General features: G+C 36.5%; 22 protein-coding genes and 1 pseudogene. 11 read left to right on the top strand and 12 right to left on the bottom strand.

Annotated features, from left to right (window positions below):
* Position 1 precedes the first annotated feature (1 nt).
* The 6 genes from CS842_RS02935 to CS842_RS02915 all read right to left on the bottom strand — a co-directional run bounded on the left by CS842_RS02935 (position 2) and on the right by CS842_RS02915 (position 2,318).
* Positions 2-265 (bottom strand): FtsB family cell division protein, encoded by a 264-nt coding sequence (locus CS842_RS02935; protein ID WP_103327400.1) that lies wholly within the window; start codon positions 263-265, stop codon positions 2-4.
* Between the two features lie 131 nt (positions 266-396).
* Positions 397-1,008: a uridine kinase gene (gene udk, locus CS842_RS02930; protein ID WP_103327399.1), complete on the bottom strand. Its 612-nt coding sequence runs from the start codon at positions 1,006-1,008 to the stop codon at positions 397-399.
* Positions 1,009-1,135: 127 nt separating this feature from the next.
* Positions 1,136-1,291, bottom strand: coding sequence for a hypothetical protein (locus tag CS842_RS06845; protein WP_195909853.1), 156 nt, complete (start codon positions 1,289-1,291; stop codon positions 1,136-1,138).
* A 58-nt stretch (positions 1,292-1,349) separates the two neighbouring features.
* A complete protein-coding gene (locus CS842_RS07850; RefSeq protein ID WP_103327398.1) occupies positions 1,350-1,493 on the bottom strand; it encodes a mechanosensitive ion channel domain-containing protein in 144 nt (47 codons plus the stop codon).
* 20 nt (positions 1,494-1,513) lie between these two features.
* On the bottom strand, positions 1,514-1,879 hold the full coding sequence (locus tag CS842_RS02920) for a mechanosensitive ion channel family protein (protein WP_103327397.1): 366 nt from the start codon (positions 1,877-1,879) through the stop codon (positions 1,514-1,516).
* A gap of 193 nt (positions 1,880-2,072) precedes the next feature.
* Positions 2,073-2,318: a 3-methyl-2-oxobutanoate hydroxymethyltransferase gene (locus CS842_RS02915; RefSeq protein WP_265614227.1), complete on the bottom strand. Its 246-nt coding sequence runs from the start codon at positions 2,316-2,318 to the stop codon at positions 2,073-2,075.
* Positions 2,319-2,599: 281 nt separating this feature from the next.
* Here CS842_RS02915 and CS842_RS06840 point away from each other — a divergent pair, with 281 nt between their 5' ends.
* The 5 genes and pseudogenes from CS842_RS06840 (at position 2,600) to CS842_RS02900 (ending at position 4,392) form a co-directional block, all read left to right on the top strand.
* On the top strand, positions 2,600-2,743 hold the full coding sequence (locus tag CS842_RS06840) for a hypothetical protein (protein WP_195909852.1): 144 nt from the start codon (positions 2,600-2,602) through the stop codon (positions 2,741-2,743).
* A 116-nt stretch (positions 2,744-2,859) separates the two neighbouring features.
* A pseudogene (locus tag CS842_RS08130) lies at positions 2,860-3,045 on the top strand (hypothetical protein); the annotation flags it as partial.
* Between the two features lie 193 nt (positions 3,046-3,238).
* A complete protein-coding gene (locus CS842_RS02910) occupies positions 3,239-3,439 on the top strand; it encodes a hypothetical protein (protein ID WP_146037438.1) in 201 nt (66 codons plus the stop codon).
* 249 nt (positions 3,440-3,688) lie between these two features.
* The gene (locus CS842_RS02905; RefSeq protein WP_103327394.1) at positions 3,689-3,883 is read left to right on the top strand and encodes a hypothetical protein; all 195 of its coding nucleotides are present in this window, start codon (positions 3,689-3,691) and stop codon (positions 3,881-3,883) included.
* A gap of 17 nt (positions 3,884-3,900) precedes the next feature.
* Positions 3,901-4,392 carry an inorganic diphosphatase gene (locus tag CS842_RS02900; RefSeq protein ID WP_103328016.1) on the top strand — a complete coding sequence of 164 codons (492 nt, stop codon included), beginning with the start codon at positions 3,901-3,903 and terminating at the stop codon, positions 4,390-4,392.
* 1,028 nt (positions 4,393-5,420) lie between these two features.
* Here CS842_RS02900 and rpe read toward each other — a convergent pair.
* Complete coding sequence (rpe, locus tag CS842_RS02895; protein ID WP_103327393.1) at positions 5,421-6,074, bottom strand: ribulose-phosphate 3-epimerase; 654 nt, start codon at positions 6,072-6,074, stop codon at positions 5,421-5,423.
* Between the two features lie 33 nt (positions 6,075-6,107).
* Positions 6,108-6,926 carry an enoyl-ACP reductase FabI gene (locus CS842_RS02890; protein ID WP_103327392.1) on the bottom strand — a complete coding sequence of 273 codons (819 nt, stop codon included), beginning with the start codon at positions 6,924-6,926 and terminating at the stop codon, positions 6,108-6,110.
* A gap of 522 nt (positions 6,927-7,448) precedes the next feature.
* Between CS842_RS02890 and CS842_RS02885 the strand changes: the two genes are divergently transcribed.
* The 3 genes from CS842_RS02885 (at position 7,449) to CS842_RS02875 (ending at position 9,875) form a co-directional block, all read left to right on the top strand.
* Positions 7,449-7,718, top strand: a complete 270-nt coding sequence (locus CS842_RS02885) for a hypothetical protein (protein WP_146037437.1) — start codon at positions 7,449-7,451, stop codon at positions 7,716-7,718.
* 109 nt (positions 7,719-7,827) lie between these two features.
* Positions 7,828-9,105, top strand: coding sequence for a citrate synthase (locus CS842_RS02880; protein WP_103327390.1), 1,278 nt, complete (start codon positions 7,828-7,830; stop codon positions 9,103-9,105).
* A gap of 566 nt (positions 9,106-9,671) precedes the next feature.
* Positions 9,672-9,875 carry an anion permease gene (locus tag CS842_RS02875; protein ID WP_103327389.1) on the top strand — a complete coding sequence of 68 codons (204 nt, stop codon included), beginning with the start codon at positions 9,672-9,674 and terminating at the stop codon, positions 9,873-9,875.
* Between the two features lie 980 nt (positions 9,876-10,855).
* Here CS842_RS02875 and CS842_RS07140 read toward each other — a convergent pair.
* Positions 10,856-10,990 carry a DUF3109 family protein gene (locus CS842_RS07140; protein WP_241518423.1) on the bottom strand — a complete coding sequence of 45 codons (135 nt, stop codon included), beginning with the start codon at positions 10,988-10,990 and terminating at the stop codon, positions 10,856-10,858.
* A 541-nt stretch (positions 10,991-11,531) separates the two neighbouring features.
* Positions 11,532-11,762 (bottom strand): hypothetical protein, encoded by a 231-nt coding sequence (locus CS842_RS02860; RefSeq protein WP_103327387.1) that lies wholly within the window; start codon positions 11,760-11,762, stop codon positions 11,532-11,534.
* Positions 11,763-12,132: 370 nt separating this feature from the next.
* Between CS842_RS02860 and hisS the strand changes: the two genes are divergently transcribed.
* Entirely contained in the window at positions 12,133-13,530 is a 1,398-nt protein-coding gene (gene hisS / locus CS842_RS02855) for a histidine--tRNA ligase (RefSeq protein WP_103327386.1), read from the top strand.
* A 198-nt stretch (positions 13,531-13,728) separates the two neighbouring features.
* On the opposite strand, the gene CS842_RS02850 is transcribed toward hisS, so the two are convergent.
* Complete coding sequence (locus tag CS842_RS02850) at positions 13,729-13,929, bottom strand: hypothetical protein (RefSeq protein ID WP_103327385.1); 201 nt, start codon at positions 13,927-13,929, stop codon at positions 13,729-13,731.
* A gap of 109 nt (positions 13,930-14,038) precedes the next feature.
* Between CS842_RS02850 and CS842_RS02845 the strand changes: the two genes are divergently transcribed.
* A complete protein-coding gene (locus CS842_RS02845) occupies positions 14,039-14,620 on the top strand; it encodes an NUDIX hydrolase (RefSeq protein WP_195909851.1) in 582 nt (193 codons plus the stop codon).
* On the opposite strand, the gene lipB is transcribed toward CS842_RS02845, so the two are convergent.
* Entirely contained in the window at positions 14,600-15,331 is a 732-nt protein-coding gene (gene lipB / locus CS842_RS02840) for a lipoyl(octanoyl) transferase LipB (RefSeq protein ID WP_103327383.1), read from the bottom strand. The genes CS842_RS02845 and lipB overlap by 21 nt on opposite strands.
* A 1,559-nt stretch (positions 15,332-16,890) precedes the next feature.
* On the opposite strand from lipB, the gene CS842_RS02835 reads away from it, so the two are divergent.
* A complete protein-coding gene (locus tag CS842_RS02835; RefSeq protein ID WP_195909850.1) occupies positions 16,891-17,505 on the top strand; it encodes a YceI family protein in 615 nt (204 codons plus the stop codon).
* Positions 17,506-17,553 lie beyond the last annotated feature (48 nt).

Here is a 17,553-nt window from a genome sequence, read left to right as displayed (position 1 = left end):
TTTATCGATCTGGTGATGTATTTGAGTCACTTTCGGAGAATTCCTCCTTTTGTGACACGATGAATACATCCTCCTGTGGATGCTTCATATAAAATTTTTCCCGCGCGAATTTTTCCATATGATCTGGATCAGATTTGGCTTTTTCTAACCAGTTTTTTTCAATAGCGATTTGTGATTTCAGATAGCGCAGTTTTTTTTGAATTTTATCACTTTCCTTATATAGCTTATAGTTTACAAGCAAGGAGTTGGTATCAAAAAAGAGCATCCACACCAAAAAACATGTGCTTAAAAGAAAAAATTTATTCCTTAGAGCAAAATATTTATCTATCTTAAACTTTTTGTCTTTGCTTTTTGAGCAAAGACATGGTTTTAAGCATTCATCATTAGAGACCAGACTTATTTTCTTATTCGATTCTGAATGGCTGATTTCACAAGATTTATGGCCGCTTCATTATGATACATATTTGGTATAATAATATCTGCGTACGATTTACTAGGTTCAATAAATTGTTCATGCATCGGCTTTAGCGTTTCTTGATAGCGAGATAATACCTCTTCTAAGTCGCGTCCGCGCTCTAAAATATCTCTTTTTATACGCCTTATCAAACGCTCATCGGCATCAGCATGAATATAGATTTTCATATCAAAAAGCGCCCTGAGCCGGGAATGCGTGAGCGCCAGTATTCCCTCTACGATGATCACCTTGCGTGGTTTGAGCGCCAAATGCTCCGATGTACGCGTGTGGGCGATAAAGCAGTACACCGGTCTTTCAATAGTTTTTCCCGCTTTAAGCGCTTTTATATGGCTGATTAACAGGTCAAAATCTATCGAGCGCGGATGGTCAAAATTAATTTTTGCGCGATCTTCAAAAGATAAATCAGCATTGTCATGATAATAATGATCATGAGAAATCACCATGATCTCTTGCGAAGGCAAATGGCTTAAAATTTCATTCACCACAGTGGTCTTTCCCGAACCTGTGCCGCCTCCTACGCCTATTGTGAGCATTTGAGTTGTCTAAACATATATAAGAGAAATTCTTCACGCAAAATTACTCTTGAATAAATTACAGACCTAAAATATTTTTCACCCATTTGGATCGATCAGCTTGACCATATGTTTAGGATAAGGCGGCTCAAGACCTTCTTTGTAGAGCGTTTCCGAAATTTTTTGGGTCTCTCTCGCGGTATACTTTACAGTAATTGCTCTGCTCAGCATAAGGCGTGGCGATCATTTCTATGGAGCTCTCGGCTAATTTTTCTACCCCTACCGTGGGAGTGAAGTGTTTCATCACATAAGAATCCTTCTCTAAGATGCACGACTTACCAGTCTTTTGATTTTTTCAATGTTCACCCCGCGTAGTTAATGGCAAAATCGATATCCAACCTGGAAAAACGCTCCACTGAAAAATTCTTGATCTTATCGCTCATAATTTTAGCGTTGGGAATGATAAGGTTTCGGTTCTGTGCGTCGAGAAAAACAGTGACAAAGATCGAATTTCCTTAATCGTTCTTTACACGTTGTTGATCTTTATGTTATCTCCGAGCTTAAAAAATCTGAAAATAAGCAGCATGATCCCCGAGGTCAGGTTCCCTAGCGAGCCATTAAAATCCCAGGTCACCGCAATAGAGACACCAATAATAATGAGCGAAAAGAAGTGGTTTGTATGCCTACCATGCCCGGCCACGCTTATAAACAAGAGAATCTTTAATGAGAGATTTGCCGCCGTGGCGGAAAAAGGTGTAAGCGTAGGCTCCACCTTATTTTTATCGAGTATTTTAACCCATCGACTTAGGTATCCGATCAACCACAGACCCATAAAAAGAAGAACGCATGCGCAAAAATACGAAGCATCCAACTGCTGCTTAAGCGTAAGCAACGATTGATAATTTATATAATTTTATTAGTTCATAAAAATATATTTTTTATTGATATTGTTCATTACTATTTGGAATATCCTCCCTTTGAACATCCTTTATGAAACTTTTTACTGCTTTGATGATTTGTCTATGCAGATCGATATAAGTTCGCATGAATTTGGGTTGAAGGTCTTTATCCCAAGAGATCATGGATCACCTGAACACGCCTATCCCCACCAGGGTGGGTATACTCAAATCATGGCTTATTTGCTCAGCTAAAGCAGTCGAAATTTTTTCTAGAACCAGATCGAAACAGCCTGTAAGGGAAAGTTTCGCATCCTCAAGAAGTTTTTGCTCTTCTTTTTGCTCTGTAGCGCGCATGCCATAGATTTCGAAGCGGTGGATAGTTGAGGAGTAAGTCACGAGGTGACCCATCACAGGAATGCCCGCGGCGAGAATATTTTTACTTCCTCTTGAATTTCAACGCCTCCTTATTTAAATATCAGGCGTGAGTAAGAGATACTAAAAGCTAAGCTTCCATTGAGCATGCCCTGATTAAGCTTACTTCTGGCTCAGCAACTGCTCAGTCAAGCGAGAACGGCACTTTTTCTATAAATCTTAAAGAACAATCCAATCAAAAACTCAAAGTAAGGCACGAAAAGTATCTGCCCATTGACTTTCCAGCACAAAAGATGAACCGTTATCGATTCTCCTTGAACCTATTGCTGAGAATAACGCAAATGAATAGGAAATTATGGGAACGCAAGAAGAAAAATGGTTTATATCTCTATAAAAACTATGAATTCGATTGTTATGAGAAAATTCAACTCGATCTGACCAATATTGATGAAAAACTCAGCAAGCGAAAATTTTTAAAAACCTAGAGTTCGTTTTCAAAGATTTAAATACCAGTAAAACCGAAAACCCAGTGCTTTTGATATATTTAAATGAATCGATATACATAGTGTACGTCTAAAACGTACCTGATCATCAATACAAAGAGGAAATCATAGCGAACAAAAATCTGGATTTTAGGACATTACTATCCGAAGTCATTAAAAACGCCTATCGAAAATTCGATGTGTATGAAAATACTTTAAATTTTTTCAATATCGCTTTTATAAGTCCGCTCTCAAGAGAAAATTTTGGCACTTACGACTATGAAGCAATTAGACCTGTAAAGTAATTTGGATGTGGCAAACTGGCTTAACAATACCTTTGGGGATTCTTATATCTCTTTAATCAAGGGGTAAACAATAAGCTCAGCACAAGGTAGAAGCTATAGGTGCTTTCACCAGCATAGAACTCTGGAAAATATACAGTTTGACTTAGGAGTTTCACTCGAGAATATACGCACAGCCCATCCAATGACTTTTGGTATGGACTGTACTTATAAGAGAAAAACACATTCCATAACCAAAAATTTTAAAATTGCCGCCTCCCTTGTGCTCAAGCGCGGAACTAAATACAATTCTTATGGTTTAGAGAGAAGACTTAACAAGGTGATTTATCATATAATAGTTATTATACAATACAGTAGGGGAATGAAAACAGGAGGCGGGCAATTTAAACTACGGTGAATTGCGAATTCATTATGACCACCCTATAATAATTCCCTATGCAGAAACGATAAATGTCAATTTTGAAGTGGTAAAATTTTAGCGCACTAAGAGCCAATTTCATCACTTACTCTCGTGCCTTGAAATCAATCCTATGCACATTTAAAGGTCGTATCTTTAAATACATTCCTTTGCTAGGCAAGTTGGGTTTGCGGGAAATTATCTTTGTAAAAGGCACCTGAGGCGAGATTTCTGAAAAAAAACAGAGATATGAATGCTTCCACTGTCAATCCCTATATAGTGCCTGATCGAACACCTTATTACGAATATGGTTTCGGCATAGAAAATATTGGGTATGAGAATCATCGACTTTTTCGTGTTGACTTTAACTGGCGCAATAACTATCTTGACTATTCGAATGCGAGAAGATTCGGTATAAAACTTAGCATAAATCTCTCTTTCTAATGGTAAAAATTAAAAAAATGAATAATGAAATAATCAGCTTTGATGTGCTGATAGAAATCCCTAGAGGCAGTCGCAACAAATACGAATTTGATAAAGAAAAAGGATGTATGCGCTTAGATCGTGTACTGCACTCTTCGATGTATTATCCCAGCGAATATGGCTATATTCCAGAAACGCTAGCTGAAGATAAGGATCCTTTAGATGTACTCGTATTTACTACCTCACCTACCGTACCTGGTTGTCTGATAGAGGTGAAATCCGTAGGCATTCTTTTTATGAGCGATGACAAAGGAAAAGACGAAAAAATTATCTGTGTGCCTGTAGCCGATCCAAATTATAATATTTATAATGATCTGAAGGATCTCCCCCTTCATAAACTAAAAGAGATAGAACACTTCTTTAAGGTATATAAAGATCTCGAAGATAAAAAAGTAAATATCGAGAGATGGGGTGATAAAAAAGATGCCTACAGGATTTACAAAGAATGTCTGGAACGCTATAAAAAATAAATTATTTTTTTAATAATTAATATAATCAGCTATTTTATAAGGCGAATTACCTTAAGTTATATAACTTTTTTAATTGATATTTACAAGCCCTTCTTTCTTTTCATAGATATTACAAAATTCTAATAACAAAATAACCACGCTTATCTAGTAGAAGACTAAAAATACCACTTGGTGCTATTTATCTAAATAAAAAAGATATAACTCATACATATCATTTTTTTGATAAAATTACCTATAAATGACATGGCAAAAACCCTTTTAGCTATGTCATTTATGGTTGTTTATACATAATCTTCTTAAAGATAATTTTCTTATGGTAAGAATATAGCAGAGAATATAAGAGTATCCTCTTGGGCTTTGAGTAGGAAAATTCTTTATAATATATTTGAGACTCGTCAAAGTTTGATATCTCTCTCTAAGAACAAACTGCTGGTTAATCTCATATGGTGAGATAAGAAAAATAAAAGTATAAAAATATAGTGATTTATCAGGCTCTCTTACTTAAGAGAGAATCATTTGCTCTTTTATCGAAGTTTATCAAATGTAATGATTTATAAAATCTATAAATCTGAACAATGAAAGATCAATAATTTACTCGCTTCTGCTTGGTTTGCCAAGTTAAACGTAAAATTTACCTATAATCTCTGATTAATATTTTCGTTGTAGTCCATTTATAAAGAACTCGTTAAGCTTACGTGAGAGATTTTATGTTTTATAGCGTACAAATGATTTTGTGTGATGTTATAAATTGATTTTGTGAACTAACACAAAGGAAATGCTCAAACACAGGCTTCCAAAAGTTCGACCTGACTAGTCTTCAGTAAAAGAAGTGATATATGAAAAAAAAACTTATGAAAAAAGACTCTGGAAGATCTAGCTTGTAAACAATCCTAAAGAAATTATGCGCATTACATTCTGAGTTGCTGAATATTCAAAAGAATAATAAATACCTTCGGGCCTATGAGAAGAAAACAATTATATAAAACCCTTTCTTTTAAGTAATGAACAATTGCATAAAGCACATAGTATTATGTTCGGTTTTTCATTTTACAAATGCTCTCTAACGGGTCGTGAGCGCCGAAGATAGCTGTTCCGGCTACAAGAACATCTGCTCCGGCATTAAAAAGCTTCGAGGCGTTTAGTACGTCCACTCCCCCATCGACTTCTATGAGAGTAGTGGCTTTTTTTTCAGAGATAAGCAAGCGAGCCTCGTGAATTTTCTCCAGGGTTTGTGTGATAAACGCTTGACCTCCGAAGCCCGGATTCACGCTCATGAGCGCCAAAAGATCTATTTCCGTAATAATATCTTTAAGCAAACAAACCGGAGTGTGTGGATTGAGCGCTACGCCCGCTTTCATACCAGCTTCTTTAATGTGAAAAAGTGTTCGATGCAGATGGGTACAAGCCTCATAATGCACCGATAAAATATCGGCGCCCGAAACTTTAAAATCGTTAATATATCGCTCGGGCTGTACAATCATCAAATGAACATCCAAAGGCTTTTGAGCATGCTTTTTAACCGTGTTGACCACAGGCATTCCGAAAGAAATATTTGGCACAAAACAGCCGTCCATCACATCCAAGTGAAACCAATCTGCCCGGCTTTGATTAATAAGCTCTATACTACTTAAGAGTTGGGAGAAATCCGCCGATAAAATCGAAGGGGCAATTCGTTTTTTCATAAAAAACGCTTTGGAAGCGATAAGAAGTTTTTTTTATGATTCCGGCATGAATTTCTCCAAAACCGCCTGACTCACCCCGGTAGCTGAGAAGCCCCCATCATGGTACAGATTTTGCATAGTAACTCCTCGGGTTAAATCGGAAAAAAGGGTAATTATATAATCAGCGCACTGATGCGCGCTAGCGTTCCCTAAAGGAGAAACGCTGTGAGCATATTCCATAAAAGCGCTAAATCCTTTAATTCCCTGACCAGCTGTAGTGGGTGTAGGCGATTGTGAAATAGTATTAACGCGTACCTTATATTTTTTCGCCCAATGATATCCAAAACTTCGGGCGATACTCTCTAAATAAGCTTTATGATCAGCCATATCATTATAATCAGGAAAAACACGCTGAGCTGCTATATAAGTAAGCGCCACAATAGAGCCCCAGTCATTCATGGCTTCTTTATCCCAGGCTGCTTTCATCACCTTATGAAAAGAAACAGCTGAAACATCCCAGCCTTTTTGCAACCAATCGTAGTGAGAATCAATATAAGAGCGATTTTTACGGACATTTACCGACATACCGATAGAGTGCAGAATAAAATCTATCTTTCCTCCGAAGTGTTCCATAGTTTGCTCAAAAAGCGAGCCAAGATCCCCCATAGAAGTGGCATCAGCCGGCACAATAAAAGCATTAGTTTTTTCAGCAAGTTGCTGAATTTTTCCCATACGCATAGCTACAGGTGTATTGCTCAAGACAAAAGAAGCTCCCTCTTGCTGAGCCCGCTCAGCTAACTTCCAGGCGATAGAATTTTCATCCAAAGCACCAAAAACGATACCCTTTTTCCCTTTCAAGAGATGATAAGACATGGTAAAAATTTTCAGCTAAGATAATCTAAATCATTGCGCATATGAAAATCCTCTGAAGAAGAAATAACAGAGGTTTTGCAATACTTAAAAAAGAATTTCATTAATTTTACTTATAAATCTTATTTTGAATAAATTATCCTTTATTTTTTACCACCTTACAAAAATATATTTCATTTACTCACAGCAAAGAAAGCTCATTTCAGGATACATAATTACAGACGCGCAGGTACTTCCAAGGGTAAATAATTCAGGTTAAAAATATTAACAGCGCTCAAAGCACCTATTCAGACACCTAAGGGCAGTTTTCTGTTGGAGGCTTCTTGGAATTTTTCGGGAAAGATTTTTAAAAAACAAAGCGCTTAGGATACATCTAAATCCAAAAAATTCAAACTCCGACAAAATCGACACAGTTATTATATATTCTTATCGTATTAGCAGACAGTTGAAAAAAGACGTCGAACATGTCCTCTCCAGGGCTCGTCCCAACGCAAAAGAACCAGGTATTAAAAAATTTAATATCGTATGTCCTTCTCAAGTAGGGGGGGTGGGCATAGTTGGTTTGTTAAAATCTCATCAATGGAAAAAAAAGAGCGCAATGAACACCCTGAGCCTTACATCAGAGAGGAAATTTTGGTTGATCAAATAAAAGAATTCTATGGTGAGGATTTTTTTATCAAAAAACTTAAGATCGCGCATGAGAATATCAAAGATTCTATAAAATCTATGGGAGATCGACTTCCCGTTGTTCAATTACTTGAAGATAAAAATTCTTTGAACTTCAAGAACTATTAAAAGAACAAAATAGCACTTATAAAAAAACCATGGAAACTAGCGCGAAGAGATAGTGAAATTCGATTTTTCAAGCCTAATTTTCTAAATTTAGAAAAAATAAACATCACTCATGGACCAGATAGCTACCATTAGCATTGAAGGAAAGACCTATAGCTTGCCCATTATTAAAGGAAGCTTAGGAGACAAAGCCCTTGACATTACTCATCTCCGTACGGATACAGGCTATATCACTTTAGACTCGGGTTTTAAAAATACCGGCGCTATAAGAAGCACTATTACTTTTCTTGACGGAGAAAAAGGAGAGTTGCTCTATCGAGGCTATCCTATAGAACAACTAGCAGAAAAAAGCACTTTTCTGGATGTTTCTTATCTATTGATCAATGGGGAACTTCCTACTGTAGAGCAATCGAAAAAATTTCAAACGGACATTAAAAAATTTCAATTAGTTAACGAAGAGCTTTTTAAAATTTTAGATGGATTTCCGCGCTCTGCCCATCCCATGGGGATACTATGTTCGCTCACTTGCGCTTTAACCGCTTTTAATCCAGATGCGATAGGCGTACACTCTGGGGAGGAACTGCAAGAGTCTTTGTTAAAATTGTTAGCAAAATTCCCGGTACTGGCCGCCTGGACCCACAGAAAACGTCAGGGTCTGATCCATACCTATCCGGATAACCAACTCGATTATCCTTCCAATATACTAAAGATGCTTTTCTCATTGCCTACGGAAAGCTATGAAATAAACCCTGTCATTAGCAGAGCGCTCGATAAGCTCTTGATTCTTCATGCCGATCACGAACAGAATTGCTCTACCTCTACCGTACATCTGGTAGGCTCAGCCCATGCAGGCCTGTTTGCCTCGGTTTCTTCCGGGGTAAGTGCCTTATGGGGTCGCCTACACGGCGGAGCGAATGAGGCAGTTATAGAAATGCTTGAAAACATACTAAAAGATGGGGGAAATTTGAAAAAATGGATTGAAAAAGCTAAGGATAAAAATGATCCTTTCCGAATGATGGGCTTTGGACACAGGATCTACAGAAATTTTGATCCACGTGCCAGGATTATCAAAAAAACTACTGAGGAAGTTCTCAATCAATTGGGTATTCATGACCCGCTGCTGGATTTGGCTATGAAACTTGAAGATACCGCTTTAAAAGATTCTTATTTCATCGAACGCAGGCTTTATCCGAACGTAGATTTTTATTCAGGAATTATCTACCGCGCTATAGGTATTCCCAATGAAATGTTTACCGTAATGTTCGCTATAGGACGCTTACCTGGCTGGATGGCCCACTGGAAAGAAATGCGAATTGACGGTGAACCTATAGGAAGACCCAGGCAGGTTTACACCGGTCACACCAAAAGAGATGTTAAAGACTATGTTTAATTATTACAATGGTCTGATGGATGCCAGAAGAGCGTGGGTTAAGTTGTGTCATAGAGCCCTCCCTCTAAACATATATTTGAATTCATTTTATAGCCAATGCCTACATACAGGCGATTGAACTGAAAGAAAGGATTTGAATTTTGTATACGGATTTCCTCATAAAAGGCACCGTATAGCGAGCTTGCAGAAGTTTTTCTTTGATATAAAGGGGACTTTTCGGATATAGTTTTTATATCTAAAACTAAAAGCCACCCTAATTACTAAAAAATCGCTGTTCTAAGCGATAGCAATGAAACAGTGGTAAAGCGTATAATCACCTGAATATACCAGCCAGTTTCCAACTTCTTTGGAGATTTTGGAATATGTAAGTTGGTATTTTTTAGCTAGTATACTTTTAATATATTGAGTAATATTTAGTAAATTTTTATAATCTGAATGAACTTTATGAGAAATATCAAGGATATTCGACTATACATCGATATACTTTTATTTATTTTCACTATCGTTTTACCTGAACCTAAGGGAATGTAAGTACAAGTTAAATTGCTTTAGCTACTACTCTTCTTATGTCCATCTGGTGGGTTACTAAAGCCATTTCTATCTACGCAACCGCTTTTATTCCGCTGGCACTCTTTCCAATCTTTGGAATATTATCAACCTCAGAGATGGCTGAAAACTACGGACATAATTTTGTATCGTTATTATTGGTCGGACTGATCATTGCCAAAAAGCTCTTGAAAAATATAATCTTCATAAGCGTATCGCTTTGAACATCATCAAAGTATTGGTTACCAATTTGAAATCGCTTATTCCTCAAGCATAGGAGGTTATTCGAATATCGTAGGTACTCCTGCTAATATGATTTTTTCGGAGTACCTCGTAAATTTTTTCCTGAAAGACCGGAAAATTCTTTTTTATACTGACTTAAAATAGGATTTCCCATGATTATAGTTCTTTTGCCTGTTAACTGGTGATATCTAATTAAATATTTTAAAATTAATGGAAAATTCCAGAGGTCGATAAATCACAACAAAAGAGTATAAATCCCTTGGTCCTATAACAAAGGCGGAAGTAAGGGTATTGATCATATTTATATTTACAACCCTAGGATGAATTTTTCGAAAAGACATTAAATATCCATGAATTCACCATACCGGGCTGGAGTAATCTTTTCAGAAACCCTGAGATGATTCATGATTAATAGTATAGCGATGATCAGCGTATTGTTTTTTTGCCTCTCGAGTGCAAAGGAAGTCGATTAATTTACTGGAACAGCCTCTAGTGTTGCCATGGAACGTTATAATCATTTTAGCAGGAGGCTATTGCACTGGTTTCAACTTTCAAAACAACAGGTCTTTCTGATTGGATTGAAAATGAATTAAGTTTTATCCAAAATCTCGCTCTTTTTCTTACAATTTTAATCACTCTATTGCCGGTACTGTTAATATTTTTTCCGATAGTGGGACCACTATAACTTTGACAACTAAGATCAATCCTCTTTTATTAATATAGCCTGCTATTTTTGTTTTCTATTATTCCTTCATCCTCAGGTTCAGGAACTAATGCTATTATCTTTGCAAGCCATCGCGTAAAGATTTCTGAAATGGCGAGATACGGCTTGTAGCTTAACCTCATTAGAGTAGTTATTATTACTCTTATATTCCATTTTTTACTCATACCCCCATATTTGATATCCATCTGGACCTACCTTCTCTGGGTAAAATAAATCAAAGAGGATGAGTTACATATTTTAGCTTAGATATGTATTCTCTTGCTGAGCATAGGCTGCTAATTGTTCATACCAATCCGAGCCAAAATTCCGCATAAGAGCCTCTTTAAGAAATCGATAAAGTGGAAGTTGTAAAGAAGTGCCCACAGAGTACAAGCAGGATTACAAATGTGCTAGCGATCATAATTAACCGCTACAAAATCAGTGTATTTTTTCTATACGTACCGGATAAAGATCACAGGAAATAGGTTTTTAAAAGAAATTTCTCCCTTCTCATAAGCTTTTTCTATGGCACATTTAGCCATGCCGTTTTCTTCAAAAAAAGACTATTACCTTCAATACATACTCCCTCTCCCTGAGCGCTGGCACGCAGGAGCTACTACTCCTTGGAGTAGTAAAACGCATTGAGCGCATTTCCGTAGCCGCAATCCATGTCCACTACTATCGGAAGGCAATAGGAACAGGTAGTTATATTTCGGCTTACCTCAATTGGTAAGCTCCGTAAGAGTAATTACACTTAGCATCGGACACGCCCCTTTTCGAGAGAGAAATCCCAAGCCCGATTAACCAGATGCCGTCATAGCGAAACCTTTGAACAATTATTGCCGATAAAACATCCTACGCTCCTCGCAAAAAAAAGGCCTCCGGGGTTTTGCAGTTTTTTTCTTTTGAGTGATTTTAGATATGTTGATACTTTTCAAGCATGGCAAGTTCCGGACGTTAAAAAACTTTTAAGCTTGTTTAAATCTTTCTCATCCAGAGCTTTTCTGATCATGCTAGCCGATATCTTGGGAAGATCCTCTACCATTATGCGATAGTTTTCTCCTCCGAGGACCTTCCATGTCCTGTCTTTTACATCTTCAAAAGCACCCCTTTCAGGGGGTGATAAATACCCTATCTGCAGGAAAAATTTTTTATAAAATCCCAATCTAGATCTAGGTGTCTTCCGCTCATCACCACAATGGGCGCATCGGACCCAAAACCCTCCTTTATTGCCTGAAAAACTATAAGATAAGAAAACGTATAGGGAAATCAATATTTTTATTAGGTCCGCGATGCTTATCCGCCTCCTGAGAAAAAGACCACAGGCAACTTTTGAAGATCGGCATATACCTCAAAGGATTTCTCATTAGTCACAACGATGATATAAAGTCGCTTGCCAAAACTTAAAGGAGTTTTATTATTTATTAGATTGATAACCAGTAATTTTATTTTATATCAGAAAACTTTAAAAAAATAAAATCGCGAGAAATTTCCATTCTAAAATAGTTTTCTTCATTTTTGCAAAAATCCATTGCATGCAAAGACCAAGTATTCCAAAAGGCACTCGCGATTTTTCACCTCAAGAACTTCGCAGACGTTATTATCTTATGGATATTATCCGAAAACATTTCGAGATATTTGGCTTTGCCCCTATAGAAACTCCCTGCTTTGAAAACCTTTCGGTGCTTACTGGAAAATATGGCCAAGAAGGTGAGCGTTTGATATTTAAAATCCTAAAATCTGGGGATTTTATGAAAAATTCTCTCGAGCACTTTGATGAGGAAAAGCATATTACTTCAGATTATTTCAGCACACGCGCTTTGTTACCTGAAATATCTGAAAAAGCCTTACGGTATGATCTAACAGTGCCTTTTGCGCGCTATGTCATCATGCATAGAAACGATATTAATTTTCCTTTTAAGAGGTATCAGATACAGCCTGTATGGCGAGCCGACAGACCCCAGAAGGGACGCTTCAGAGAATTCTACCAATGTGATGCTGATGTGGTAGGTTCTCGTTCGCTTTGGCAAGAAGTAGAGCTATTACAGCTTTACGATTCTGTATTTACAGAACTTAGATTACCGGTGGTTATTCAAATCAACCATAGAGAGCTCTTAGTTGCCTTGGCTGAGATGGCAGGCATAGGACAACATTGGCCAATCTTTATCAACGCCCTGGATAAATGGGATAAAATCGGGGCTGAAAAGGCACACCAGGAAATGCTCGAGAAAGGAATTCCTGAAAAAGTTCTTAATGAACTTAAGCCGCTTTTTAAAGAAAATGCGGATTTTGATTACCATTTAAGTAAATTCTCTCAACTCCTTGTCAGTTCTGAAAAAGGAACAAACGCCTTAAGTGAGCTGAATTTTCTCTGGAAAAAATCGCGAGAACTCGGGATGCAAAACGCAAAACTGCGTTTTAACGGAAAACTCGCACGTGGCCTGGATTATTATACCGGAACCATATGCGAGGTGCTGCCCGAAGTCGGAGCTTCCTATTCTATAGGCGGCGGTGGACGTTATGATGAGCTCACGGGAGTCTTTGGCGTAAAAAATTTTCCCGGCGTAGGTATATCCTTTGGTCTTGACAGAATTTATCTCGCCATGGAAACCCTTGAGCTATTTGAGAGAGGAAAAATAGAGAAGCTTCCTATTCTTTTTGTCAATTTCGGCCAACGGGAGGCGCTCCAGTCCATGCGGGAGATCAAGGCTCTTCGAAAAAAAAACATCCCTTCAGAATTGTATCCTGAAGCTATCCCATTGAACAAACAACTTCAATATGCCAATAAAAAAGGAACATATTGGGTGGCGCTCATGGGAGAAAGAGAAATCAACGAAAAAACTATTTTAATAAAAAATCTTGCAAATGGCATTCAAACCTCCTATAACGACCTGGATCAATTAGCCAAAGATTATCGTGAACTTATAAAGTAAAAAATTCGTCAAGCCTCAAAGCGCTTCCCTATTTTATTGGTCAAACGATCTATAAACATTTCAATAGGCTTTTCAGTAAATTAGATAACTGTTTCGGCAAAATGAAGGATATAAATGCCATAGATTTAGGCATGATACTTAAGTTTCCTTCGAAATTTATATTGCTTTTGTTTTCGTTCTCACCACGGCCTGTGATGTTCATCGTAAGAACCACCCCGGATGTTTGTTAGAAGATCTCATCACCACTTTTTTATATAGAGTGTGCTCAATCACTTTTAAGCTGATCTGCAGTATACCAAAAATGGGGAAACGAAGTTCATCGTCATCACCGCTTTCAAAAGATTTGACCATAGAAGGGTAGAAGGCCTTTAAAATTCTTTGCTGAAGAACAGAGTTCATATACCTCGAGAGGTGATTTTTTTCTTGCACATTTTTTTCTGTTATTTTAATGATTTTTTAATTATAGTTATATATTATACATATGTAGTTAATCGTAAAGTAAATGTACATGATTTTTATCAATAATAAACCTATATTTTTAAATAATTATCCTATAGAGGAATTTCATAATATTGCCTTTCTCTCCACTAAAATTTTTTCACAAGCTGTAAGCGTTTTAGAAAACGGAACTCTTAAAGGACTCAATATTTATCACTTTCCGGTAGATGAAGTATTAGAAGCTTTACAAAATCACTTTCCTCATATACAAGCGGCAGGAGGGCGCGTACGCAACGCGGAAGGGAAAATACTTTTTATCTACCGGGATGGTAAATGGGACTTACCCAAAGGAAAAATAGAGACTGGAGAAAGCCCAGCAGAAGCTGCCTTACGTGAAGTAAGCGAAGAATGTGGTATTGCAAAGCTGCAAATAACAGAAACTCTTAAGAGCACTTATCACATTTATAAAGCAGAAAATCATATACTCAAAACCGTATATTGGTTTGATATGTACACAAATTCCGCTCAAATTCCTGTGCCTCAAAAAGAAGAAGGTATTTTAAAAGCGCTTTGGAAAACACCCCAAGAAGTGGAAAAGGCTCTTGAAAATACCTATCCCGGAATCCGGGATTTATTTAATAAAATCATCTGAAGAAGGTTTTGGAAGGCAAGAAGCCTGGAAGACCTCTTGGAAAATAGTCTTAAATTTTTGAATGATTTCGTGCATATAAGGGACATAATCAAGTTCCCATTGCATTGAACTTACGCCTTTTCCCTGAATGCCGCAAGGGATAATGTACTTAAAATAACTCATATCGGTATTTACGTTAAGCGCTAGTCCATGCATGCTTACCCAGCGGCTTACGCGAATTCCTATGGCGCAGAGCTTGCGTGCTGAAGGCTTACCTACATCAAGCCACACGCCTGTTTCTCCCGGTGATCGTTCGCCCTGTAATCCGTAGGCGGCTAAAAGACGGATGACAACCTCTTCCAGAGAACGTAAGTATTTATGGATATCTATGAAAAAATGCTCCAGATCCAAAATGGGATAAACTACCAACTGTCCTAGACCATGATAAGTAATATCCCCTCCCCTGTCAATTCGATAAAAATTGGCCCCTATTCTCTTTAAAAGATCAGGAGAAAGCAAAAGATGGCTATCTTTACCGCTCTTTCCCAAAGTATAAACATGCAGATGTTCGGTTAATAAAAGATAACCCAAAGGCTCCTTAAAAGGAGAAAAGCGAACTTGGGAAGGATTACGTTTTTTATCGATAAGCTTCTGAAACAATTGCTTTTGATACTTCCAGGTCTCCAGATAATCCGAAAGACCTAATTCTTCTGCCCAAATAATTTTTTCCACGATATTTTATAAAAAATTCTCTTTCCAAAAATAAACCCTTTTATTAAGGGGCCTTTCCATTTCAGGGGAGATAAAATATTTATTGTAATAATAATATTAATAAATAGTTAATATTAAAAATTTATTTATTAAATGAAAAATTAATTAGGTTTACACAAACCTAACCGTAAAGTTATATTGCTTAAAAAGTACAGCAACAAACAATTGATAATGAAAAAAAATATTTACTCCATTGCAGAAAATAAAGATGATATTGAAGGTATAAATGCTCGTTTAAATGAAAAAATAACGTCATTAAACTCCCCCATCCAAACAGATTTAAGCTAGAAATAGAACATCAGGATAAATAAAAAAAGAAAGGATTGAAAAAAGCTAAAGTAAAATTAATAAGGGCTGGGAATTTATAAAATCTAAAGTATATACCATTCCCTCTTCCTAGTTTAAAAACCATCGGAATCACGATAGCTACAGGGATTGCATTTTCTTTTCTCTTGCCATTATTTATTCCAATCTAAGCCTCTTATGCAGGAATATTTATCAGCCTTGGCATAAGCATAGGTGTAGCTTTTCTTGCAAAAAACCTGTAAAAATTTTTAAAGGAGTTAAGGGTTTTATGCAAGTAAAATTTCTGCGACTTTTTAAAAAAGAATCTGTTAAAGTTGCTTTTCTCTTAAGCTGTTAAAATGAGAAAAAGAGAAGGTCTTAGGAAAAGAGTCCAAGATAAGACGGGAGTATCTGCAGATACTATTAATAAAAAATAGATTCGAGGAGAAAAATCAGGGGAAGATATTGAAAGGATTGTAGGAAATGGAGATCGTATAAAAAAATAAATAATTACGATAATTATAGAATTAATCTATTTCCGATGGTATATGGATTAAAATCAGAAAACATTAAAAATCATTATCAATTCTTCCTTCCCAAGCGAAAAGGTGACGGTATTTTTATCCCTAATGACATTGCTAGTGGACAAAAGCATTTTCTCAGATCAGAAACGTTTTGAAGAGAAATAGAGTACAAAAATGATACGGAAGTAGGGCAACGAAATTTGGAATTAGTTACAGAAAAAAAACATTAACACTTATCTATTGTAGGGGGCAGGACGCATCTTTTCTCCATAGAGAGCGCTATAAGCCGCACGTCTTCTTGATCGGTTTTGGTCACTGTATATTATATATGAGCGAAGCGATTGTTTTGCTTGTGGTTGAGCATAGATAAGGTTATTTGACTCTCTGTGAATCTAAGGAAAAGCTGCCACAAATGAACTTTTATCTAGGTTAATTCCTATGAATTTCATATTTTTAGTTTCTAATCATCTTCTAAACTATCGTCACTTACGCGGGCTTAATGTCCCAACGAGTTATCCAGTTTTTAAATCGATTTTTCCTAGAAAAAAAGCGGATTACTCGACACAAGCATAATGAATTCATTATATAAAAAGCATGAACGTCCTTTAAGTTTTTACAAATGTGCCGTTTATTTGAATATTAAGCCAATATCGAAGGAATTGACTATAAATCAATTATTTTATTTTATAGTGAAAATAAATATTGCTAATTTTGCTGCGATTTATCAAAATAAGAACTTATGAAAAAAATTGCTTTCCTACTTTAGGACTTGTAATTTCCTCTATAACTTTTGCCCAGGATCGCTATGAAGTGCTTAAAAAAGCTTCTAACACTAATTGGCGGGGATATAAATTATTTAAAACTGAATCTACTTCACATTATGGAACCGCGAAGCTTAGAGATGGTTATTTTATGTTAAATAAAAATCATCAGTTAATAAGTGGTTCGTTTAACGTAAATCTCAAGACTATAGAGTCAGATGATCTAAAGAAAGATCCCAAGGAGAAAAAGAACCTTGAAAATCATTTAAAAGGCGAAGATTTTTTCGACGTAAAAAATTTTCCCATTGCTAGTTTGCAAATAAGGAAAATAAAAGCAAGCAATGATCAAAATCATCCATTACAAGTTACGGGAGATATTACTATCAAAGCCATTACCAAACCTGGTATTTTTAAAGGGAACTATTTGCTTGAAAATGGTCAATTGTCATTTTTTTCGGACAAAATTACTATAAACCGCAGAGATTTCAAACTGATATATGAAGCTCAATATGCCGATGTAATCATCAAGGACGATATTGACCTGAAAGTATCCATTAGAGCTTAAAAAGCACAGTAAGAAGTATATTATATAGTATAATATAAAATAATCGAA

Source organism: Bacteroidetes bacterium endosymbiont of Geopemphigus sp., assembly GCF_002904345.1.
GTDB lineage: Bacteria > Bacteroidota > Bacteroidia > Flavobacteriales > Blattabacteriaceae > GSPS2-BC2016.
This window is presented reverse-complemented; position numbering and strand designations above follow the sequence as displayed.